The organism is Nonomuraea sp. NPDC049504, from assembly GCF_040676845.1.
Classification (GTDB): Bacteria; Actinomycetota; Actinomycetes; order Streptosporangiales; family Streptosporangiaceae; genus Nonomuraea; species Nonomuraea salmonea.
Genome location: NZ_JBFAPT010000002.1, coordinates 94,216 through 115,097, shown reverse-complemented (window position 1 = coordinate 115,097; position 20,882 = coordinate 94,216). Strand labels below are relative to the sequence as shown.

At 73.0% G+C, this 20,882-nt stretch carries 18 protein-coding genes; 12 read left to right on the top strand and 6 right to left on the bottom strand.

All coding sequences use genetic code 11. From position 1 onward, the window contains the following. Positions 1–37 precede the first annotated feature (37 nt). On the bottom strand, positions 38–1,480 hold the full coding sequence (locus AB0K28_RS03890; protein WP_364364739.1) for a glycosyltransferase family 2 protein: 1,443 nt from the start codon (positions 1,478–1,480) through the stop codon (positions 38–40). A gap of 157 nt (positions 1,481–1,637) precedes the next feature. Between AB0K28_RS03890 and AB0K28_RS03885 the strand changes: the two genes are divergently transcribed. Both AB0K28_RS03885 and pseI read left to right on the top strand, forming a co-directional pair. Then, positions 1,638–2,129, top strand: a complete 492-nt coding sequence (locus tag AB0K28_RS03885; RefSeq protein ID WP_345395900.1) for a GNAT family N-acetyltransferase — start codon at positions 1,638–1,640, stop codon at positions 2,127–2,129. Continuing rightward, positions 2,126–3,169: a pseudaminic acid synthase gene (gene pseI / locus AB0K28_RS03880; protein ID WP_364364734.1), complete on the top strand. Its 1,044-nt coding sequence runs from the start codon at positions 2,126–2,128 to the stop codon at positions 3,167–3,169. The genes AB0K28_RS03885 and pseI overlap by 4 nt, the downstream gene beginning before the upstream one ends. Here the strand turns inward: pseI and AB0K28_RS03875 are convergent. Then, positions 3,162–4,127, bottom strand: coding sequence for a hypothetical protein (locus tag AB0K28_RS03875; RefSeq protein ID WP_364364731.1), 966 nt, complete (start codon positions 4,125–4,127; stop codon positions 3,162–3,164). The genes pseI and AB0K28_RS03875 overlap by 8 nt on opposite strands. Further along, positions 4,124–4,843 carry an NTP transferase domain-containing protein gene (locus tag AB0K28_RS03870; protein WP_364364729.1) on the bottom strand — a complete coding sequence of 240 codons (720 nt, stop codon included), beginning with the start codon at positions 4,841–4,843 and terminating at the stop codon, positions 4,124–4,126. Before AB0K28_RS03870 ends, AB0K28_RS03875 begins: the two co-directional genes overlap by 4 nt. 113 nt (positions 4,844–4,956) lie before the next feature. On the opposite strand from AB0K28_RS03870, the gene pseB reads away from it, so the two are divergent. Both pseB and AB0K28_RS03860 read left to right on the top strand, forming a co-directional pair. Further along, positions 4,957–5,934 (top strand): UDP-N-acetylglucosamine 4,6-dehydratase (inverting), encoded by a 978-nt coding sequence (gene pseB, locus AB0K28_RS03865; RefSeq protein ID WP_355410927.1) that lies wholly within the window; start codon positions 4,957–4,959, stop codon positions 5,932–5,934. Continuing rightward, positions 5,934–7,058: an aminotransferase class V-fold PLP-dependent enzyme gene (locus AB0K28_RS03860; RefSeq protein WP_364364726.1), complete on the top strand. Its 1,125-nt coding sequence runs from the start codon at positions 5,934–5,936 to the stop codon at positions 7,056–7,058. Before pseB ends, AB0K28_RS03860 begins: the two co-directional genes overlap by 1 nt. A gap of 4 nt (positions 7,059–7,062) precedes the next feature. On the opposite strand, the gene AB0K28_RS03855 is transcribed toward AB0K28_RS03860, so the two are convergent. Genes AB0K28_RS03855 through AB0K28_RS03845 form a run of 3 tightly spaced genes read right to left on the bottom strand, consistent with a single transcriptional unit; the run spans position 7,063 to position 11,484 of the window. Beyond that, positions 7,063–8,949, bottom strand: coding sequence for a glycosyltransferase family 2 protein (locus AB0K28_RS03855; RefSeq protein WP_345395885.1), 1,887 nt, complete (start codon positions 8,947–8,949; stop codon positions 7,063–7,065). 19 nt (positions 8,950–8,968) lie between these two features. Then, the gene (locus tag AB0K28_RS03850; RefSeq protein ID WP_345395882.1) at positions 8,969–10,585 is read right to left on the bottom strand and encodes a hypothetical protein; all 1,617 of its coding nucleotides are present in this window, start codon (positions 10,583–10,585) and stop codon (positions 8,969–8,971) included. After that, the gene (locus tag AB0K28_RS03845) at positions 10,582–11,484 is read right to left on the bottom strand and encodes a hypothetical protein (RefSeq protein ID WP_364364721.1); all 903 of its coding nucleotides are present in this window, start codon (positions 11,482–11,484) and stop codon (positions 10,582–10,584) included. Before AB0K28_RS03845 ends, AB0K28_RS03850 begins: the two co-directional genes overlap by 4 nt. Positions 11,485–11,646: 162 nt before the next feature. Here AB0K28_RS03845 and AB0K28_RS03840 point away from each other — a divergent pair, with 162 nt between their 5' ends. The 8 genes from AB0K28_RS03840 to AB0K28_RS03805 all read left to right on the top strand — a co-directional run bounded on the left by AB0K28_RS03840 (position 11,647) and on the right by AB0K28_RS03805 (position 20,876). Next, positions 11,647–11,895: an acyl carrier protein gene (locus AB0K28_RS03840; protein WP_345395873.1), complete on the top strand. Its 249-nt coding sequence runs from the start codon at positions 11,647–11,649 to the stop codon at positions 11,893–11,895. Between the two features lie 58 nt (positions 11,896–11,953). Beyond that, positions 11,954–12,721, top strand: a complete 768-nt coding sequence (locus tag AB0K28_RS03835; RefSeq protein ID WP_364364718.1) for an SDR family oxidoreductase — start codon at positions 11,954–11,956, stop codon at positions 12,719–12,721. Then, positions 12,721–14,058, top strand: coding sequence for an AMP-binding protein (locus AB0K28_RS03830; RefSeq protein ID WP_364364715.1), 1,338 nt, complete (start codon positions 12,721–12,723; stop codon positions 14,056–14,058). Before AB0K28_RS03835 ends, AB0K28_RS03830 begins: the two co-directional genes overlap by 1 nt. A gap of 118 nt (positions 14,059–14,176) precedes the next feature. Then, positions 14,177–15,253, top strand: a complete 1,077-nt coding sequence (locus AB0K28_RS03825) for an acyl-protein synthetase (RefSeq protein ID WP_364364712.1) — start codon at positions 14,177–14,179, stop codon at positions 15,251–15,253. Further along, positions 15,253–16,761 carry an acyl-CoA reductase gene (locus tag AB0K28_RS03820; RefSeq protein WP_364364709.1) on the top strand — a complete coding sequence of 503 codons (1,509 nt, stop codon included), beginning with the start codon at positions 15,253–15,255 and terminating at the stop codon, positions 16,759–16,761. The genes AB0K28_RS03825 and AB0K28_RS03820 overlap by 1 nt, the downstream gene beginning before the upstream one ends. Further along, entirely contained in the window at positions 16,758–18,851 is a 2,094-nt protein-coding gene (locus AB0K28_RS03815; RefSeq protein ID WP_364364707.1) for a hypothetical protein, read from the top strand. Before AB0K28_RS03820 ends, AB0K28_RS03815 begins: the two co-directional genes overlap by 4 nt. 107 nt (positions 18,852–18,958) lie before the next feature. Continuing rightward, positions 18,959–20,164 carry a glycosyltransferase gene (locus AB0K28_RS03810; protein ID WP_364364704.1) on the top strand — a complete coding sequence of 402 codons (1,206 nt, stop codon included), beginning with the start codon at positions 18,959–18,961 and terminating at the stop codon, positions 20,162–20,164. A 4-nt stretch (positions 20,165–20,168) separates the two neighbouring features. After that, a complete protein-coding gene (locus AB0K28_RS03805) occupies positions 20,169–20,876 on the top strand; it encodes a class I SAM-dependent methyltransferase (protein ID WP_345395849.1) in 708 nt (235 codons plus the stop codon). Positions 20,877–20,882 lie beyond the last annotated feature (6 nt).

Sequence of the window (20,882 nt, the reverse complement as noted above, 5' to 3'; positions counted from 1 at the left end):
TGACCACGCGACGCGCCGGAGCGATTACTGTCTGGAACTACTGGGGGATGTCCATAACGGTTCTTGACCATCCCGGCACGGACCACCGCCACGTCCCGCCCGCCTCTCCGTCGCGGCACCAGCCCTTGAACACCAGGCCGCGCAGCTCGGCCCGCACCCCCAGTTTCCAGGGGCGATCCCCGTCGAGCCGGGCCGGGTCCACGACCGCGAGGACGCTGTACCTGCCCTTGCGCCGCACCTCCAGCGGCACCCTGCGGCGGCCGTCGCTGAGCCACAGGCTCACCTTCGGCACTTTGCGCTCCACCCGGTGGATGCCCACGTACGCGCGCAGCCGGTAGTCCGTCCCCGTCCAGGTGCACTCCTCGACCCTGGCGACCAGCTTGAGCTCGTCGCGGGCGTCGAACACCTCGTCCGGGATGCGCAGGCGGCGGTCGCGGAAGAAGGGGTAGTCGCCGTACCAGCCGGTCGTCCGCCAGCCGCGCGGCACCACGCGGGCGACCTCCTCGCGGCCGCGGCGGAACTCCCGTACGGTGCGCAGCTCCCTGATGAGCCCGCGCCGCAGCAGGTGCAGCTCCAGGCGGCGCAGCGAAGGCGCGCCGGCCAGCACGTGCGGCCCCAGCTCGGCCAGCCAGGCCCGGCCCAGGTCCAGCAGCGGCCCCGGGTCCTCCGTGCACCGCTCCAGCGCCTGGAACAGGAAGATCGTGTCCTTCTCCAGCACGAGTGCGTCGAAGCCGTCGAGCAGCTCGGGCGCGCGGTCGTCGAAGAACGTGCGCACCGAGCGGATGGCCGACAGCCGCTCCTGGAGGTTCGGCAGCTCCGAGCGGCGCTGCGTGATCGAGGTGCCGCCCTCCTCGCGCTTGCGCCAGTGGTAGACCACGTCGCCGACCATGTCCACGCTGGTCGCCAGCACGTGGGCCTGCATGGCGACCGGGACGTCCTCATAGATGCCGGCGGGGAAGCGCAGGCCGCAGCGCTCCCAGAAGTCGCGCCGGTACACCTTGTTCCACACCGTGCGGTCCCTGACCAGCACCGGCCTGTCGGTGATGTGGGTGCACAGGTGCGGGCGCCTGAACACCTTCTCGTGCAGCGTCGACTCCTCCAGCCCCCCGTCCACCAGCCGCCGCACGGCGCCGGTCGCGAGGTCGGAGCCGGTCGCGGCGAGCGTGCCGACCAGCCGCTCGTACGCTTCCGGCGGCACGACGTCGTCACCGTCGGCGAAGGCCAGGTACGTGCCCCGCGCCCGGCCGACACCCACGTTCCGCGCCGGCCCGGGACCCAGGTTGCGCTGACTCACCAGCACGAACCGGCCGTCGCGCGCGGCGAAGTCCTCGGCGACCCGCCGGCCGCCGTCGGTGGACCCGTCGTCCACGACGATCACCTCGATGTCCTCCAGCGTCTGCGCCGCCAGCGACTTCAGGCACTCGGTCAGGTACGGCTCCACGTCGTGAACGGGGACGACCACGCTGAGCAGGGGGATCATGCCGAATTGCTCCTTGCACTCGGTGTGCGTTCGAGGGCAGCATGCCGTGACGGCCGACCTCACTACGTGCCCGATGGCCGTCCCTGATGAGCTCTTTACCGAGCGCGTAATCCGCTACGTTGTGCAAAGGATCGAGCACTTACGGTAGGGGGACGCCGTGTTGAGAGACGCACACGAGGACGATCTGCCGGCCATGCGCCACTGGCGCAACCACCCTCGCGTCCGCGCCACCAGCTTCACCACGCACGAGATCACGCCGGACGAGCACACCCGCTGGTGGCGGGCCACCCGGGTCGACGGCACCAGGCGGGTGATGGTCTACCAGCACGCCGGGGCCCCGGCCGGGGTCGTCACCTACACCGGCATCGCGGGCGGCGCCGCGTACTGGGGCTACTACCTCGACCTCGACGGCCTGGAGCGGCACGGCGAGCTGCTGCCCGCCTGGGTCGGCCTGGAGCGGGCGGCCATCGAGCACGCCTTCGGGCCGCTCGGGCTGAGCCTGCTGCGCGGCGAGGTGCTCGCGGGCAACGAGCCGGTGCTGCGGCTGCACCGGCGCTTCGGCTTCGCCGAGACGGGCTCCTACCGGCGGGACGTCGACGGCGTCCTGCGCGACGTCGTGACCATCGAACTCAGGAAGGACCACACATGATCTCCATCGGGGGGCGGCCGATCGGCCCAGGGCATCCGCCGTTCGTCGTCGCCGAGCTGTCCGGCAACCACAACGGCAGCCTGGAGCGGGCGCTGGCCATCGTGGACGCGGTCGCCGACGCGGGGGCGCACGCGCTGAAGCTGCAGACGTACACGCCCGACACGCTGACCGTCGACTGCGACGCTCCGGCGTTCCGGGTGGGCGACGAGCACGAGCTGTGGGGCGGCGAGACGCTCTACCGGCTCTTCGAGCGCGCCCACACGCCGTGGCAGTGGCACGACCCGATCTTCAAGCGGGCCCGGGAGCGGGGGCTGGTCGCCTTCTCGGCGCCGTTCGACCCCACGGCGGTCGAGGTGCTGGAGAAGCTGGGGGTGCCGGCGTACAAGATCGCCTCGTCGGAGATCGTGGACCTGCCGCTCATCCGGCTCGCGGCCGGCACCGGCAAGCCGCTGATCATCTCGACCGGCATGGCCACCGCCGCCGAGATCGACGCCGCCGTGACGGCGGCCAGGGGCGCGGGGTGCACGCAGCTCGTCGTGCTGTCCTGCACGGCCACCTATCCCGCGCCGCCCGGCGAGAGCAACCTGCGCTCGCTGCCGCTGCTGTCGGCGCTGACCGGCGAGGTGGTGGGGCTGTCCGACCACACGCCCGGCATCGGGGCCGCGCTGGCGGCGGTCGCGCTGGGGGCCTGCGTGATCGAGAAGCACGTGACGCTGTCGCGGGCCGACGGCGGCGTGGACGCCGCCTTCTCACTGGAGCCCGCCGAGCTGGCGGCGCTGGTGACGGAGAGCAGGCGGGCCTGGGAGTCGCTGGGCGACACCGTGATCGGGCCGCGCCCGTCGGAGCGCGAGGGCCTGCGCTTCCGCCGGTCCCTTCACGTCGTACGTGACGTGCGCGCCGGCGACCCGGTCACCCCCGACAACGTCCGCTCGATCCGCCCGGCCGGCGGCCTGCACCCCGACGCCGCCGCCCAGGTCATGGGGCGTCGTTTCGTCCGCGACGCGCGGCTGGGCACTCCCCTGACCTGGGACCTCATCTGACGGCGAGAGCGAGCAGCGCATCGGCCACCCGCTCCCGCCCCTTGCCGTCCACCAGCCCGCGGCCCCGCCTGCCGTGCTCCTCGCGGGCGGCGGGGTCGGCGAGCAGCTTCGCCAGCGTGGCGACCGCCTCGGGGCCGGGGGCGGGGCCGAGGCCCGCCGCGGCGCGGCGGCGTACCAGCTCCTCGTAGCCGATGAGCTGGTTGGCGGCCACCCAGGTCAGCGCCATCGGCGCGCCGAGGTGCAGCAGCTCCCAGACCGCCGAGCCGGCCGCCGTCACCACCAGGTCGGCCGCCGCCATCAGCTCGGGCAGCCGGTCGGTGGGCGGGATCACCGCGATCGGCCCCGCGTCGAACGGCACCGGGCTGACGACCGTGCCGAGGAAGGGCAGCCCGGTGGCGTTGAGCGCGTCCGCCCAGCGCCGCGCCACCCCCGCGCTGTCGGTGCCGCCGAAGAAGCACAGCACGCGCGGCGGGCCATCCGGGCGGGGTGCTCGGGTGCGGCGGCGGACGCTGTCGCGGAGGAGCACATGGCTTGAGCCGGCGAGGCGGGGGCCGGACAGGGTGAAGGGGCGGTGTTCGGCGCCGAGGTTCTGGTCGAGGTAGAGGTCGGCCTCCTGGCCCAGCGGGTCACCGTCCACGATGGCCAGCACCGGCAGCCCCGCCGCCCTGAGCACCGACCCGGTGGCCGGCGCCAGCTCGTACGAGTCCAGCACCACGGCGTCGAAGCCCAGCCCGCGCGCCAGCGCCGCCAGCTTCTCGGGCTCGTGCGGCGCCGGGACCAGCGGCAGCCCGCGCCCGTCGAGCTGGGCCCGCCCCCACGGCGAGTCACGGACCTCCCCCAGGAAGACCACCTCGACGCCGCGCGCGACCAGCTCCTCGGCCAGCGCCACGCACCGCACCAGATGCCCGACCCCGCTCCGCGCCCCGGCGTCGCACCGGATCCCCACCCTCGCGGTCACGCGTCCTGCAAAGCCTTCTGGCGGACGTGGGCGTTGAGGCCGGTCACCTCGGGATGCTCCCGCAACCAGGAGACGAGCGTCCTGGCCGGCAGGCACCGATCGCCCAGGGCGGCGACGACGGCCGCGATCAGCCGCCAGTCGTCCTCGGTGTCGAGCGTCACCCGCAGGTCGTCGGCCGCCGGGCGGTAGGCCAGGCCGAGCAGCCGGGAGTCGCCGGGATGCTCGTAGAGGTAGGAGGTGACGTGGGTGCGGTGGAAGCCGGTGGCCTCCTGGTCGGCCCTGGCCAGCGCGGCCCGGCCGGCGATCTCGACGTCGAGCCCGCGCGGCAGCGTACGGGACAGGCCGGTGCTGAGGTAGTCGAGCCCCGGCACGGCACGGAACACCAGCGCCGCCTCCCTGATCACGGCCGGGTCGAGCAGCGGGCAGTCGGCGGTGAACCGCATGACCGCGTCGCACCGCCGCCCGGCCAGAGCCTGGACGAACCTGGTCAGCACATCATCGACCGGCCCCCGGTGACAGGCCACGCCGAGCCGGTCGCACTCGCGGAGCACCGCGTCGTCGGCCGGCTCGGTGGTGGTGGCGACGAGCAGGTCGTCGAGCGCCCCGGCCTCGCGCGCCGCGCGTACGACCCAGCCGAGCACCGACCGCCCGCCGAGCTCGCGCAGCACCTTGCCGGGCAGCCGTGTCGATCCCGTCCTGGCCTGAATGATCCCCACAATCCGCACCGAAGCCCCAATCCCCCGTGTGACTCTGTGTCGTTGTGCGATCGCGCTATGCTACCGGCTGCCACGACGACTACAGCGCCGTCCGGCGCGACTCAGGGGGCCACGTGAGCATTCTCAGCGGATCATCGATACTGATCACCGGAGGCACGGGGTCCTTCGGCAAGGCGTTCATCCGCCACGCGCTCGACTCGCTGGGGGTGCGCCGCCTGGTGGTCTTCTCCCGCGACGAGCTCAAGCAGTACGAGAGCAAGCAGCTGTTCGGCGACGACGAGCGCCTGCGCTGGTTCATCGGCGACGTACGCGACCGCGACCGCCTCACCCGCGCCATGCACGGCGTCGACCACGTCGTCCACGCCGCCGCGCTCAAGCAGGTCGACACCGCCGAGTACAACCCGTTCGAATACGTCCGCACCAACGTCGCGGGCTCCCAGAACGTCGTGGAGGCCGCCATCGACTGCGGCGTGCGCAAGGTCGTCGCGCTCTCCACCGACAAGGCCAGCAGCCCGATCAACCTCTACGGCGCCACGAAGCTGGTGGCCGACAAGCTGTTCGTCTCGGCCAACCACTACGCCGCCGCCCACGAGACCCGCTTCTCCGTCGTCCGCTACGGCAACGTGGTGGGCAGCAGGGGCTCGGTGGTCCCGCTGTTCCAGCGCCTGGCCGAGCAGGGCGGCAGCCTGCCGATCACCGACAAGCGCATGACGCGGTTCTGGATCACGCTGGAGCAGGCCGTCAGGTTCGTGGTCGACTCGTTCGACATGATGCAGGGCGGCGAGCTGTACGTGCCGCGCATCCCGAGCATGCGCATCACCGACCTGGCGGAGGCGCTGGCCCCGCAGAGCGCGGTCTACGAGATCGGCGTGCGTCCCGGCGAGAAGCTGCACGAGGAGATGATCGGCCCCGACGACAGCCGCAGGGCGCTGCGCCTGGCCGACCGCTACGTCGTCCAGCCGACGATCGCCACCTGGGGCTACCGGCCGCCCGAGACCGGCGAGACGCTGCCCGAGGGCTTCTCCTACCGCTCCGACACCAACGACCAGTGGCTGTCGGTCGACGACCTGCGGGCGATGGTGACCGGCTGATGCTGCTCTACGGACGCCAGTCCATCGACGAGTCCGACGTCGAGGCCGTCACGGAGGTGCTGCGCGGCGACTGGCTGACCACGGGGCCGGCGGTCGGCGCGTTCGAGGCGGAGCTGGCCAAGTGGACGGGCGGCGTGCCCTGCGTGTCGGTCACGTCGGGCACCGCCGCGCTCCACGTCGCCTACGTCGCGGCCGGGGTGCGCCCCGGAGACGAGGTGATCACCTCGCCGCTGACGTTCGTGGCCACGGCCGCCACGGCCGCGCTGCTCGGCGCGCGGGTGGTCTTCGCCGACGTGCAGCCCGACACCGGAAACCTCGACCCCGGCGCCGCCGCCGCGCACGTCACGACGCGGACGCGGGCGATCACCGCGGTCGACTACGCGGGCCACCCCGCCGACTACGACGAGCTGCGCAAGGTGGCGAAGCGGGCGGGGGCCACGCTGATGGCCGACGCCGCGCACGCGATCGGGGCGACGTACAAGGACCGGCCCGTGGGGAAGCTGGCCGACCTGACGACGTTCTCGTTCTTCCCCACCAAGACCGTGACCACGGCCGAGGGCGGCGCCGTCGCGGCGCCCGACCCCGCGATGCTGCGGCGCGCGGCCCGCTTCAGGAACCACGGCCTGGTCAGGGATCCGGCCGAGCAGCGCACGCCGGGCGAGGGCGGCTGGCACCAGGAGGTGCACGCGTTCGGGCTCAACTACCGGCTGCCCGACGTGCTCTGCGCGCTCGGCATCAGCCAGCTGCGCAGGCTCGGGCGCTTCCGCGAGCGGCGCGCCGAGCTGGTCGCCCGCTACCACACGCTGCTGCGCGACGTGCCCGGGCTGACGCTGCCGGCCCAGCGCGCCTACGTACGCCCGAGCTGGCATCTCTATCCCGTCAGGATCGGCGACGGGCGGCGGCGCGAGGTCTACGACCGCATGCGGGCGGCCGGCATCGGCGTGCAGGTCAACTACATGCCGGTCTACTGGCACCCGGTGTTCGAGGACATCGGCTACCGGCGCGGCCTGTGTCCCCAGGCCGAGGCCTACTACTTCGAGGAGCTGTCGCTGCCGCTGTGGCCCGGCCTGACCGACGCCCAGCAGGACCACGTCGCCGAGACGCTGGCCGGGATCCTGCGCTGAGCCTTCAGCGTTCGGCCAGCAGCAGGCAGCCGTCCTCGCCGCGGTCGATGAGGAAGCGGCGCTCGGCCACGGTCGTCACCGTGCGCTGCCGCGAGCGTACGAGCGGGCGCAGCGCACGGCCCTGATCGATCAGCACCTCCCACCACGACTCGTGGCCCACGCACGCGTCGATGCCGGCCAGCGGCACCCGTGCGTGGAAGTTCTGGCCGGTCAGCTCCACCGGGAAGTACATCTCCTCGCCGTCGCTCCTGCGCAGCAGCCGCAGCACCGGCTCGCCGTCCCCGAGGTCGGAGATGCGGCCCGCCAGCACCAGGTCGCCGCCGTCCACCCGGCACTCGCCGATGATCGCCTGGGCCGTGCGCACCCTGATGCCCCAGGCGCCCTTCGTGCTGCGTACCGGCACGAGCCACACCCCCGACCTGCGGCGCGGCGCCGGGATCAGCGGCGGCAGCCAGCGCGGCCCCGCCACCCTGCACTCCAGCCGCAGCCCGCCGCCGCGCACCCGGACGTGCAGGTCCCACTGGCCGTGCCGGGCGAGCTGCGCCCGCGACAGCGTCTCGGGGTCGAAGGCGAACCTGAACGGGAACGCGTGCTCCGGCAGCCGGCCGCCGTCCTCCTGCTCGATCTCCTCCCAGAGGGGAAAGCTCCCGTTCTCCGACAGCACCACGGTCTCGCCGGTGCCGCGCTCGCGCAGCCACGTACGCACCCGCACCCGCCGCAGGTCGCCGATGTCGAACTTCCCGACCGCCACCCGGCCCGCGCCGTGCAGCACGTCGTCGTGCCAGTCGAGGCTGACCAGCCTGGCCCGCAGGCCCAGCTCGCCGGAGACGTCCGACAGGTGGCCCGGCATCGAGGGGTGGCGGCCGTGCCAGCGCTTGCGCCACCACCCCGACGAGCCGACCTTCGGCTGCAGCCGGCCCTGCCTCGCCTCGGCGAAGACCCGCGACAGCTCATCCAGCCTGCGCGTGTGCAGCAGGTGCACCATCAGGCGGTGCTCGAACGGGATGCTCAGCCACGCCTCCTGCGACACGCCGTCGAGGTAGCGGACGGCGAGGTCCACCAGGTCGGGGTCGGCCTTCTCGCCCATCGCCGCCATGGCCTCGACGGCGACGGTCATGTCGATGTCCAGCGTGTCGCGGTCGAAGTCGGCCTTCAGCCCAGGGGCGCCGCGGGCGAGCAGCCCGGCCGTCTGCGTCACCGACAGCAGGCGGTCGCGCAGGTTCGCCGGCTCCAGGCAGCGCTGGGTGATCGAGGCGCCCTGCTCGTCGCGCTGCCGCCAGTGGTAGACGACCCTGGCCAGCACGTCCACCGACCGCGCCCCTACGTGGGCGGCCATGGCGACGGGCTGGTCCTCGTACATGCGCTCGGGGAAGCGCAGCCCGAGGCGGTCCCAGAACGAGCGGCGGTAGACCTTGTTCCACAACATGCGGTCGCGGACCAGCAGCGGGTGGCGGGTGATGTGGGTACGCCTGGCCGGCCTCGCGAACGCCTGCCGGTGCGCCCACGAGGGGATGAGCAGGTTGCGGTAGAGCCGCATGACGTTGCCGCAGGCCAGGTCGGAGCCGGTCGTCTCCAGCGAGGACACCATGCGCTTGAACGCGTCGCGCGGCACGGTGTCGTCGCCGTCCACGAAGGCGAGGTAGGTGCCGGTTGCGTGGCGCACGCCCACGTTGCGGGCGTGGCCCACCCCGTGGTTGTCCTGGCTGAGCAGGGTGATGCGCGGGTCGTCCGCCATCCTCGCCGCGACGGCCGCGGCGCCCTCGTCGCCGCTGCCGTCGTCGACGCAGATCACCTCCAGGTCGTCCAGCGTCTGCGCGGTTATGGAGTCAAGGCAGGGTCCGATGTACTTCTCGACGTTGTGGAACGGGACGATCACCGAAAGAACCGGCACAGGAGCTCCTCATGGTGAGTCAGCCGGACAGCAGGCGTATGACGCGGCGGGCGACCTTGCGGGGGCGGGCCAGTCGGCGGGAGAGGCGGTAGCCGAGCGTTCTGCGGTAGGCGGTGGCCTTGCGCTGCGTCCTGCGCAGCTTGGCCTTGGCCCGTACGAGCTCGCGCTCGCGGTAGGAGAGCTTGGTCTCCAGGCGGGCGATCCTGGCCAGGGCCGACGTGAGCTGGTCGGCCAGCCGGTCGCGGGCGCCCAGCAGATCCCGGTACGTCGGCGCGTGCTCGCCCAGCTCGGCCGGCTGCCCCAGCTCGGCGTCCAGCTTGCGGGCCAGGTCGAGGTCGCCCTGGTCGCACGGCCGCTCGGCCATTCCGCACAGGGTCAGCGCGAGCTGGTCGGCCTCCAGCGGCCACGGCCACGGGTGATGGTGACCGGCCGCCAGCAGCCTGACCGCGAACCGCCACAGGATCCGGCACAGCACCACGCGCGGCTCGGGCGGCGTGGCGGGGGCGGCGGGCGGGTTGACCGCGGCGAACCGCTCGCCGTCGTAGACCAGGCTGTCGGTGGCGGCCGACGCGTCGCCGCCCGCCTCCAGCCAGCAGGCCAGCTCCGACAGCAGCTCGCGTACGGTCTTGACGTCCTCGCGGGCGCACGCCTCGACGAGGATCTCCTCCACAACGCGGCCCGCGGGCACCGGCTGCTCCTCGCCGCCCGGCAGGCGACGGGTGCCGCCGGCGGTCAGCTCGTACAGGGCCTGGCCCTCCTCGATGAGGCCGAGCGGCAGCTCCACCGGGTGCACCGGGTCGGACGTCAGGGGCGGGCGGGTCGCGACGGCCAGCCACAGCGGCGCCAGCTCCTCGCCCAGCCCGTGCCTGAACACCAGCCTGGTCAGGCTGAGCGGGTCGGCCACCAGCATGCGGTCGCTCTCGCGGGCGCTCAGCGGGAACGTCAGCGCCTCGGGCAGCTCGAACGCCAGCGACTCACGCGACAGCAGCGAGCGCGGGGCCTGGCGGTCGGGGTAGGCGGCGTAGCAGCGCTGCAGGCTCAGCCCGGCCGACTCCAGGCCGAGGTCGAGCGCCGCGGGGCCGCCCGGGTAGCTGGGGTCGAAGCCGTGCGGGGCCCACTGGTCGTCGCCGCACTCGCGGTCGGCCGGCCGCGCCTCGATGAACCGGTCGATGCCGAGGTCGTTGCGTACGCCGAGGACCATCCGGCCACCCGGCCTGGTCAGCTCGGCCAGCGCGGCCAGTGACTCGCTCCAGGCCGAGGCCGGGGCCTCCGCCGAGTGGGTGCGCAGCAGGCCGTCGAGGGCCAGCACCAGGTCGTACGGCTCGTCGACGTCCAGCACCTCAAGCCGGCCGCAGAACACCTCCAGCCCCGGGTGCCGCTCCCCCAGGTCACGGGCGTCGGGGAACGAGCGCAGCAGCGCCGCCGCCTCGCCCGCCCTGGCCACCACGTCGTCCACCAGCGGCTGCGGATGCGGGCCCACCAGCAGCACCCTGCCGTCCACGGGGACCAGCCGCCTGATCAGCTCCAGCGCCGCGCCACGCCACTCGGTGACGCCCCCGATACCGGACATGTCGGACCAGAGCAGCATCTCGCCGCCGATCAGCCGCACGTTCGCCGGCGCCTCGTTCACACTCATCCCCGCACTCCTGCACTCACCTTGGTGTGGCCGGCGGCGGACGGGGCGAAGCGCCTGCGTGGGGCCGCCGCCGGGGGGCGCTTCCATCCGAACATCCGCCGTAGCTCCTCCGGTGTCGCCTGATACTCGAAGCCCAGCTCGCGCCGCGCCACCTCGGCCGCCAGCTCGCGATCGACGTGGGTGCCGTGCAGCTCGGGCCACAGGCGCATGCGGCGGGCGGTGCCGCCGTATTCGGGCCGTTCGTCCTCGAACTGCATCGGGTCGCCGTAGACGGCCACCTCGCACCCCACCGACGCGCCGTAGAACAGCGCGCTGCCGAGCCGGTTGGAGGCCACCCTGCGGTGGCGCCGCAACTCGACGAGCTGCTTGCGCAGGAAGTCGCGGCCCTTCGCCTCCCAGCGGGAGCCGCGCTCGCCGTGACAGATGACCCGGAACCCCCTCGATTCGTACGCCCGCCGAATGTCCGGATTTGCGAATTCCAACCAATAAAGGCAGACCGTTACCGGGCCAATCTCGACATCTCGGATTTCATCGGCAAGCCGGGCGTGATCCCCGCTGACGGAATGTTTTTCCCAGCCATGAAAGGGATACCAGATCGTACCCTCGCGATCCTCCCGCACACCGAGGCCGGGCTCCTGGTAAAGAAGGTAGATCCACGGCGCGCCGATGAGATAGTGCCCCCTCCTGCCCATCGACCAGCCCCGGCGGCGCAGGACGTCCGACCAGATGAAACGGGGGTAACCGGGGCTGCACCAGTGGTCGTTCGGGGGAAATCCGTGCAGATAGTTCCATCCGTGCTGGAGGAAACCTTGAATGCGCTTTGGCGCCTCGTCCGGCAGGCCGCAGTATCTGCCGAGAATGCGGGAGTGCCCGTACCAGTGATTGGATTCGTCCATCATTCCCCCCGTACGGCTGGCGTGTCGTTCCCGACATTCCCAGCACCCATGACGGGTCACGCATCGTTATACGCTTCCATTACTCAGGTCGGGGGCTTGGTTTTTCATCGCCTTCGCGATACGGCTACACTTCGTCATGGCTTGAGGACAGAGAGTGAGTGCATCATGAGTCATCTCGACCGCCTGCGGGCCGTGTTCCGCATGGCGCTCAACCTTCCGCCCGACGCCGGCGTCGACGACCTCGAATACCGCGCCATCCCGCAGTGGGACTCCCTCGCGCACATGGCGCTCATCGCGGCGATGGAGGACGAGTTCTCCATCATGATCGACACCGACGAGATGATCGACATGAGCTCGTTCGCCAAGGCGGCCGAGCTGCTGGAGAAGCATGGCATCGGCGCCGCCGCCGTCTGACCCCCGCCCCGGTTCGCACCCACCGCACCCTGAGCTCGGGTCGTGTGAGGAGACCCGGGTGGGGTCCGAGACCGAGGGCGAGGCGTTCGTGGAGCGGCGGGTGGTGCTGGTCACCGGGTCGACGCGAGGGATCGGGCGGGCGGTGGCGATGCTGCTGGCCGCGTCCGGTCACGCCGTGGTCATGCACGGCCATGACGAGGAGCGGGCCGCGAAGGCGGCGGCCGAGGTGGCCGCCGAGACCGGTGGCGCCACCGACTCCGTGCACGGCGACGTCGCCGACCCGGCGCGGGTCAACACGATGATGCGGCGCATCTACCAACGGCACGGCCGGCTCGACGCGCTCGTGGTCAACGCCGGTGTGCACGCGGCCGGGCTGCTCGGGCTGACGAGCCGCGACACGATCGGCCGCCTCTTCGAGGTCAACGCCGTCGGCGCCACCCACACGCTCCAGGCCGCGCTCAGGCTGCTGCGCAGGGGCAGCGAGCCGGCCGTGGTGCTGGTCTCGTCGATCATGGGCAGGGCGGGCGGCGCCGGGCAGACGGTCTACTCCGCCACGAAGGCGGCGGTGCTCGGCCTCACCCTCGCCGCGGCCAAAGAGCTGGGCCCCCACGGCATCAGGGTCAACGCGGTGGCGCCCGGCTACATCCGTACCGACATGCTCGCCACCCTCGGCGACGACGAGCGCCTCGCCACGATCGCGGCGACCCCGCTCGGCCGCCTCGGCGAGCCCGACGACGTCGCACGGGCCGTGGCCTTCCTCCTCTCCCCTGAGGCCGCGTTCATCACCGGCCAGGTCCTCGGCGTGGACGGCGGTCTGGTCCAGTGATGTCAGAAGACCCGCAGCCGCACGCCACCGGCCTGTTCCCGCATCCGCAGGCTCGGCTCATCGCCGCCGGCGATCGGGACGGTGTCGCCGGGGAGGACCTGGCGCGGTCCGTCCGGCGGGCGGCCGGACGGTTCGGGGAGCTGCCGCCCGGGCCGGTGTTCTGCGGGATGCGGAACACGCCGGCGTCCGTCTTCTGCTACCTGGGGGCGTTGGAGGCTCGGCGGCCCATCGCGTTGCTTGATCCTGAGTTGCCGGCCGCCGCGCTGGGCGAGCTGGTCGAGCGGTTCGAGCCGAGTGCGCTCATCGGGTTCACGCAGGCGGGCGGTGAGCTGGGGCGGCGGCGCACCGCGCCTGATCCGCATCCCGACCTCGGGTTGTTGCTGGCCACCTCCGGCTCCACGGGCAACCCCAAGCTGGTCCGGATCTCGCGGGCGGCGGTGCTGGCCAATGCTCGGGCGATCGCCGTCGCCCTGAGTCTCGGACCGCACGACGTCGCGCCGACCAGTCTGCCGTTGCACTACAGCTACGGGCTGTCGGTGCTCAACAGTCACCTCGTCGCCGGGGGCACGGTGGTGCTCACCGAGGCGGGGTTGCTGGAGCGGTCGTTCTGGGCCGATCTGAAGGCCCATTCCTGTACGTCGCTCGCCGCGGTCCCCTACCAGTACACGATGCTGCGCAGGCTGCGCTTCGACCACGCCGACTACCCCGCGCTCACCACGCTCACCCAGGCGGGCGGGCGGCTGGCGCCTGAGCTGGTCAAGGAGTTCGCCGCGCAGGCGAAGCGCTTCTACGTCATGTACGGCCAGACCGAGGCCACCGCCCGCATCGCGGTGCTGCCGCCCGACCGGCTCGACGACAAGCCGGGGTCCGTGGGCGTGGCGGTGCCCGGCGGGCGGCTGGAGATCGACGGCGGCGAGGTCGTCTACCACGGGCCCAACGTGATGATGGGCTACGCCGAGACGGCCGCCGACCTGGCGAGGGGCGACGACCTGGGCGGCGTGCTGCGCACCGGCGATCTGGGCCGGCTCGACGACGAGGGCTTCCTCTACGTCACGGGCCGCACCAAACGCATCGCCAAGGTCTTCGGCACCCGCGTCAACCTCGACGACGTCGAACGCCTGCTGCGCGGCTCCGGCGCGGTGGCCGCCACCAGCGGCGACGACCGCGTGACGATCTGGACGGAAACCCTCGACAAACCCGCGATGGCGCTGCTGGCCCGGCAGCTCGCCGCACAACTGCGGCTGCACTGGAGCGGCTTCGAGATCCGCCACATCGACCGCCTGCCCCTGCTCCCGACGGGCAAGATCGACTACCGAGCGCTGGAGTCCATGACATGACGGGGACGGCAGGACAGGCCCTGGCGACGGGCGAGGCAGGAGCCGCTGACCTGACCGGGACGGCAGGACAGGCCCTGGCGACGGGCGTGATCGGCAGCCGAGCGTCGGAGTCGAGCGCATGATCCGTCCGCAGACCGGGGTGGCGGGGCCGGCCCAGGCGGCGCCGGGGCAGTCGGTGTTCACGCTGGGGGCGGCGCGGCGGGAGGCCGTGTTGCTGCCTGAGCTGGCCGCGTTGACCGAGCGGCACCGCCTGGCGTGCCCGCCCTATCGCCGCATCCTCGACGCCATCGGCGCGACGCCGCCCTATGCACGGCTTGCCGACCTGCCGTGGCTGCCGGTACGCCTGTTCAAGACCCACGAGCTGCGCAGCGTGCCTGCCCATGAGGTGTTCAGGGTGCTGACCTCCAGCGGCACCACCGGGCAGGCGCCGAGCCGCATCCACCTCGACAGGGCGGCCGCGGCGGCGCAGACCCGCATGCTGGCCGCCACCATGCGGCAGGTGCTGGGCGAGCGGCGGCTGCCGATGCTGGTCGTCGACATGCGGTCGGTGGTCCGCGACCCGATGCTGAGCGCTCGCGGCGCGGGCGTGCTCGGGATGATGAACTTCGGCCGCGACCACACCTTCGTGCTCGACGATCGGGGCGAGGTGGACGCGCGGGCGGTCCACGACTTCCTGGCCCGGCACGGCGGCGAGCCGTTCCTGATCTTCGGGTTCACGTTCATGGTCTGGCTGCATCTGCTTGGCCTGGGCGCGGACCTGTCGCAAGGGGTGCTGATCCACTCCGGCGGCTGGAAGCGGCTGGCCGAGCAGGCGGTCGACAACGCCGAGTTCCGGCGGCGGCTGGCCGCCGAGTGCGGGCTGAGCAGGATGCACAACTTCTACGGCATGGTCGAGCAGATCGGGACGGTCTTCTTGGAAGGACCCGAAGGCGACGGGCTCTACTGTCCCGACTTCGCCGACGTCGTGATCCGCGACCCCGAGACCTGGCAGGAGGCGCCGACCGGCGTCCCCGGGCTGGTCGAGGTGGTCAGCACGCTTCCCACGTCCTATCCAGGTCACGTGCTGCTGACCGAGGACCTCGGCGTGGTGCGCGGCGTCGATGACGGGGCCTGGCCCGGCAAGCGGTTCGAGGTGCTCGGCAGGCTGCCGCGAGCCGAGGCGCGCGGCTGCAGCGACACCATGGGGCGAGGCTGATGACCGACGCCCACACCCCCCGAAGCGCCGCCAGCCCACACGACGCCCACACGTCGAAGGACGCCCGCACTCCGCGCAACGCCCACACCTCGAAGGACGCCCGCACCCCGCGCAACGTCGTCGCTCCGCAGGACGCCCGCACCCCGCAGAGCACCCCTACACCGCACAACCCCCGCCCCTCCGAGGACACCCGCGCTCCGCACAACGCCGACACCCTCAAGGACGCCCGCATCCCGCACAACGCCCGCTCCCCGCAGGCCACCCGCGCTCAGCAGGGCCACGCCGCCGAAGGCGGTCCCCTGGTCGAGGTGCTGTTCCCCGCGGGGGCGGCGGTGCCGGTCGAGGAGTTGTTGAAGCAGGTGGGCGAGAGCCGGCTGCAGGTGGGTGATGAGCGGGTCAAGGAGTTTCTGGCGGCGTTCGGGAGGCGGCTGCTGCGGCCGGCGCTCGCGCGCCGTCACCCCGAGCTGGGCTCGCTGGGCTTCTTCCTGCGCCCGGCCGAGCTGGCCCGTACGCTGGCGGAGCTGGCCGGCGAGCACGTACGCGTCCCGCGCGGCCTGATCTTCCACCTGCCGCCCGCGAACGTCGACACCGTCTTCGTCTACTCCTGGGCCCTGTCGGCCCTGATGGGCAACCGCAACGTCGTCCGCCTGTCGCCCCGCTCGGGCGCGGTGGCCCAGGTGATCCTGGAGACGCTGCACGAGACGCTGGCCACGGCGGACCCGGTGATCGCGGCGACGCAGCGGATCGTCTCCTACCACCGCTCCGACGAGGTCACGGCCGCGCTGTCGGCCGCCTGCGACCTGCGGGTGGTGTGGGGCGGCGACCACTCCGTACGCGAGATCCGCCGCCACCCCCTGGCCCCGCACGCCCGCGACCTGACCTTCCCCGACCGCTCGTCGTTCGCGGTGGTGCGGGCGGCGGCCTGGTTGTGCGCGCCGAGGGCGGCACGGGTGTCGATCGCGGAGGGCTTCGTCAACGACACCTACTGGTTCGACCAGGCCGCCTGCTCGTCACCGCGCACGGTGTTCTGGGTGGGCGCGGAGGACGACTGCGAGGCCGCGCGGGCCGACTTCACCGGGCACGTGTCGCGGGTGGTGACCGTGCGCGGGTGGGGGGTCGATGCGGCGATGGCGGTGGAGAAGCGGGTGTCCACCTATGGGCTGGCGGCCGACGGGGTGGCGGAGAGCGTGGAGTTCCACGGCAACGCGCTGGCCTGCGTACGCCTGGCGGCCGCGGCGGCGGCTCCCCGGCGCTGGCTGGGCGCGGGGACGTTCGCGCACGCCAGGCTGGAGTCGCTGGCGGAGCTGGTGGCCCTGGTCGAGCGGCGCGACCAGACGATGACCCACTTCGGGTTCGGCAGGGGCGAGCTGGAGGAGCTGGCCAGGGGCCTGGCCGGGCGCGGCGTCGATCGCATGGTGCCGGTGGGCGGCGCGCTGAGCTTCCACCGGGTGTGGGACGGCGTCGACCTGCCGGCCGAGTTCACGCGACTGGTGACCGTCGTCGCATGACGCTGGCGCCGCCCGCGAGCACGCTGGTGCGCCTGACGATGTCGAGGGGGCGCAGGCTCGGCTCGGGGTGGGCGCCGGCGGCGCTGGTGGGCGTGCTCGCCGTCGCCGTGTTCCTGTGGTGCGGGGTGTCCTGGCGGGATCTGGTGGTGTTCGCCGGGTACGTCGGCGTGGGCCTGGTGCTGCCTGGCACGTTGTTGTGGCGGGCGCTGACGGGTGGCGGCCGTTCGATGGCGGAGGATCTGGCGGCGGGGCTGGCGTTCGGGTACGCGGTCGAGGTGCCGGCCTACCTGCCCGCCAGAGCCGTGGGGCAGCCGCTGCTCGTGCTGGTCGTGCCGGTCGCGGTGGTGGCGGCGTTCGTTTGCGTGCCGAGGCTGCGGCGGCATTGGCGCGGGCCTGGGCTGAGCGAGCGGGTGCCGCCGTGGTGCGCGTGGGTGCTGGCCGGGATCGTGGCGTTCCTGATCGTGTGGAGTGCGGTGCATCTGTACGGGGTGCCGGTCGGGGCGGCGTACGGGGATCTGCCCTATCACCTGGCGCTGGTCGGCGAGCTGCGGCACCACGTGCCGCCCGCGCTGCCGGTGGTGCTGGGCGAGCCGCTGTCCTACCACTGGTTCGTCTACGCCGAGCTGGCCGCCACGAGCTGGGTCACCGGCATCGAACCGCTGACGCTGGTCTACCGGCTGGGCACGCTGCCCATGGCGGTGGCCACGGTGGTGCTGGTGGCGGTGCTGGGGCGGCGGCTGGGCGGGAGCTGGGGCGCCGGGGCGGCGGCGGCCGGGGTGACGTACTTCCTGTTCAGCCCCGAGCTGGTGGAGGGCGTGGTGTTCAGCTCGCGGTCGATGTTCACCGTATGGGCCAGCCCGACGCAGACGTTCGGGGCGCTGCTGTTCGCGGCCGTGATGACGTTGCTCGTGCGGCGGCGGATGCGGTGGGCGGCGCTCGCGGTGCTGCTGGCGGTGCTGAGCGGGGCGAAGGCGACGTACCTGCCGCTGTTGCTGGCCGGGCTGATCACGGTCGTGGCCGTGCGGCGGCGGGCGGAGCGGCGGTGGCTGGTCGCGGCGGGGCTGACGCTGGGGTTCCTGGTGGTGGCGCACGTCGTCCTGTACGGCGGCGGGCAGGGCACGCGGGTCGATCCGTTCGCCACCATGCGCGCGCTCTGGGGGCAGGCCACCATCCCGACGCTGGCACTGCTGACCGGGGTGCACCTGTTCTGCCTGGTTTGCGTGTGGGGCGGGGCGGCCGGGCTGGGGCGGCGGGCGCTTGAGCCGCCGCTGCAACTGATGCTGGGCATCGGGGCGGCCGGGATCGGGGCGGCGGTGCTGCTCGGGCATCCGGCGCAGTCGCAGCTCTACTTCCTGGAGGCGGCACGGCCCTACCTGTCGATCGCGGCGGTCTGCGGGGTGCTGGCGGCGCCCCCCGTGTCGTGGGCGCGGGCGGCCTGCCTGGCGGGGCTGGGCGCGGGTGGCGCGCTGCTGGTCGCGGCGCCCGACATCGATGGCGGGCCGCCGGCGCGGGTGGTGGCGCCGTACGCCGTGCTCGCCGTCGCGGCGCTCGCGGTGTGGCGGCGCGGGCACGTGCTGGCCGTGGTGGCGCTGCTCACCGGGTACGCGCTGCCCACCTCCGTACGCGTGATCGCCGCCCACGTCACCCCGGAGGAGCGCCGGCACCGGCTGATCCCCAAGGGCGCCCTGGCGGCCGGGCGGTGGCTGCGCGACCACTCCTCGCCCGGCGACGTGGTGGCCACCGACCTGCACTGCCACCACCCCAGATGGAAGGTGTGCGACAGCAGGCACTTCTACGTCTCGGCGTTCACCGAGCGGCGGGTGCTGGTCGAGGGCTGGGCGTACGCGGAGAGCACGCTGGCCAGGGCCGGTACCCGGTCCTACCTGGAGGTCCCGTACGCCGACCAGGCCAGGCTGGCCGCCAACGACGCCGCGTTCACCACCCCGACGGCGCAGAACGTCCAGCGGCTCGCCACCGACTACGGCGTGCGCTGGCTCTACACGGGCATCAGGCCCGAGCTGGACGCGTACGCCCGCCTGCGCTTCCGCAACGCGACCACCTCCGTCTACGAGCTGAGCTCAGGAAGGTAAAGACTTCCACCGCGCCGCGGAATGCCGCGGAGAAACCCGTCCGGCACGCCCGGCCTCCCCACCACCATCGTCTTGACCATGGCCACGAGCACGATCGGGGGAGTGAAGTGGACACCCGTGCCGCCCTGGAGCCGAGCCCTCTCCTGCTCGATCCGGTGCCGAGCCTGGCGAGCGTGGACATCGTCATCCCCGTGCTCAACGAGGAGCGCGCCCTGCCCGGCTGCGTACGCACGCTGCTCCACCGCCTCGACGGCTTCCCGCTGCCGTGGCGCGTCACGATCGTGGACAACGGCAGCACCGACGCGACGTGGCGGGTGGCGGGGGCGCTGGCCGGGGAGTTCGCCGAGGTGCACGCCCGGCGGATCCAGGTCAAAGGGCGCGGCGCGGCCCTGCGGGCGGCCTGGCAGGCCAGCCCCGCCGACATCGTGGCGTACATGGACGTGGACCTGTCCACCGATCTCGACGCGCTGTTCCCGCTGCTCGCCGCGGTGGCGAGCGGCCACTCCGAGATCGCGATCGGCACCCGCCTGGCGCACGGCTCGCGCACGCGGCGCTCGCTGCGCAGGGAGATCGTCTCGCGCGGCTACAACGCCCTGCTCAGGTACGGCTTCGGCGCGCGCTTCAGCGACGCCCAGTGCGGGTTCAAGGCGGTCAGGGCCGACGTGGCCAGGCCGCTGCTGGCCAGGGTCGAGGACGACTCGTGGTTCTTCGACACCGAGCTGCTGCTGCTCGCCGAGCACAACGGGCTGCGGGTGCACGAGGTGCCGGTGGACTGGATCGAGGACGCCGACTCCCGCGTCCAGGTGGTCAGGACCGCCATCGACGACCTCAAGGGGCTGGCCAGGGTCGCGCGGACGATGGCGCGCGGCGGCGCCGGCGTGGAGGTGGCGAGGCGCGAGCCGGCGCCCGCCCACCCCGACCCGGTGCTCTCACCGCGCGTGGTGACGAGCGCGGCCATCACCTCGTTCGCCGCCATCGGCACCGTCTCCGCCGTCCTGTACGCGCTGCTCTACCTGCCGCTGCGTGGGCTCTGGCCGCCGGTGCCCGCCAACCTGGGCGCGCTCGTCCTGACCTGCCTGTGCACGCTGGTGGCCAACCGGCGCTGGGCCCCTGGGCTGCGGGCCGCCATGCGGCTGCGGGCGCCGGCGCTCGTCCTGGCGACCTATGTGCTGACCACGCTGGCCGTGCTGACCGTGCCGCCGTGGGCGGGGCTCGCCGCCGAGGTGAGCGCGATCGTCACGACGTACTGCCTGCTCACGCTGCTCAGGTTCGCCGCCCTTGACCGGCTGGTCCTGGCCCGTACGAGGAACTGACTTCATGGAGAGTGACGAGGTCCGCCGGCTGGTCGCGGTGGAGGACACGCACTGGTGGTACCGCGAGCGGCGAGCCATCCTGCGCGCGCAGCTCCGCCGGCTGGCCCGCCTGGGACGGCCGGGAAGGGCGCTCGACGTCGGCGCGGCGGGCGGCGGGAACACCCGGGTGCTCGCCGACGCCGGCTGGGCCGCGACGGCGACCGACATGTGCCCCGAGGCGGTCGAGTCGGCCAGGGAGCGCGGGCTCGACGCGGTACGCGCGGACGCGCGGGCGCTGCCGTTCCTGCCCGGCAGCATGGACCTGGTGACCGCGTTCGACGTGCTGGAGCACGTCCGCGAGGACGACCTGGTCGCCGCCGAGATCGCCCGGGTGCTGGCGCCGGGCGGGCACGCGCTGATCGCGGTGCCGTGCGACATGGCGCTGTGGTCGGCGCATGACGAGGCCGTCGGCCACGTACGCCGCTACGACCGCGACACGCTCACGGTCGTCGTCGAGAAGGCCGGGCTGACCGTCGAGCGGGTGTGGAGCTGGAACGTGCTGCTGCGCCCCTTGGTGGCCCTGCACCGGCGCCGCTCGGCGGGCAGCGACCTGCGCAGGATGCCCGTGCTGGTGAACGCCGGGCTGTCGGCGGTCGTCAGGGCCGAGCGGTGGCTGCCGGTCACCTCATTGCGGGGCGTCACCCTGTTCCTGAGCGCCCGCCTGCGTCGCTGAGATCGG

What these genes read in the sequence shown, in the direction of transcription:
- AB0K28_RS03805 (WP_345395849.1), top strand. Translation starts at nt 20,169, where the DNA reads ATGGAGAGTGACGAGGTCCGCCGGCTGGTCGCGGTGGAGGACACGCAC.
- pseI (WP_364364734.1), top strand. Translation starts at nt 2,126, where the DNA reads ATGATCTCCATCGGGGGGCGGCCGATCGGCCCAGGGCATCCGCCGTTC.
- AB0K28_RS03825 (WP_364364712.1), top strand. Translation starts at nt 14,177, where the DNA reads ATGATCCGTCCGCAGACCGGGGTGGCGGGGCCGGCCCAGGCGGCGCCG.
- AB0K28_RS03890 (WP_364364739.1), bottom strand. Translation starts at nt 1,480, where the DNA reads ATGATCCCCCTGCTCAGCGTGGTCGTCCCCGTTCACGACGTGGAGCCG.
- AB0K28_RS03860 (WP_364364726.1), top strand. Translation starts at nt 5,934, where the DNA reads ATGCTGCTCTACGGACGCCAGTCCATCGACGAGTCCGACGTCGAGGCC.
- AB0K28_RS03840 (WP_345395873.1), top strand. Translation starts at nt 11,647, where the DNA reads ATGAGTCATCTCGACCGCCTGCGGGCCGTGTTCCGCATGGCGCTCAAC.
- AB0K28_RS03815 (WP_364364707.1), top strand. Translation starts at nt 16,758, where the DNA reads ATGACGCTGGCGCCGCCCGCGAGCACGCTGGTGCGCCTGACGATGTCG.
- AB0K28_RS03850 (WP_345395882.1), bottom strand. Translation starts at nt 10,585, where the DNA reads ATGAGTGTGAACGAGGCGCCGGCGAACGTGCGGCTGATCGGCGGCGAG.
- AB0K28_RS03845 (WP_364364721.1), bottom strand. Translation starts at nt 11,484, where the DNA reads ATGATGGACGAATCCAATCACTGGTACGGGCACTCCCGCATTCTCGGC.
- AB0K28_RS03830 (WP_364364715.1), top strand. Translation starts at nt 12,721, where the DNA reads ATGTCAGAAGACCCGCAGCCGCACGCCACCGGCCTGTTCCCGCATCCG.
- AB0K28_RS03820 (WP_364364709.1), top strand. Translation starts at nt 15,253, where the DNA reads ATGACCGACGCCCACACCCCCCGAAGCGCCGCCAGCCCACACGACGCC.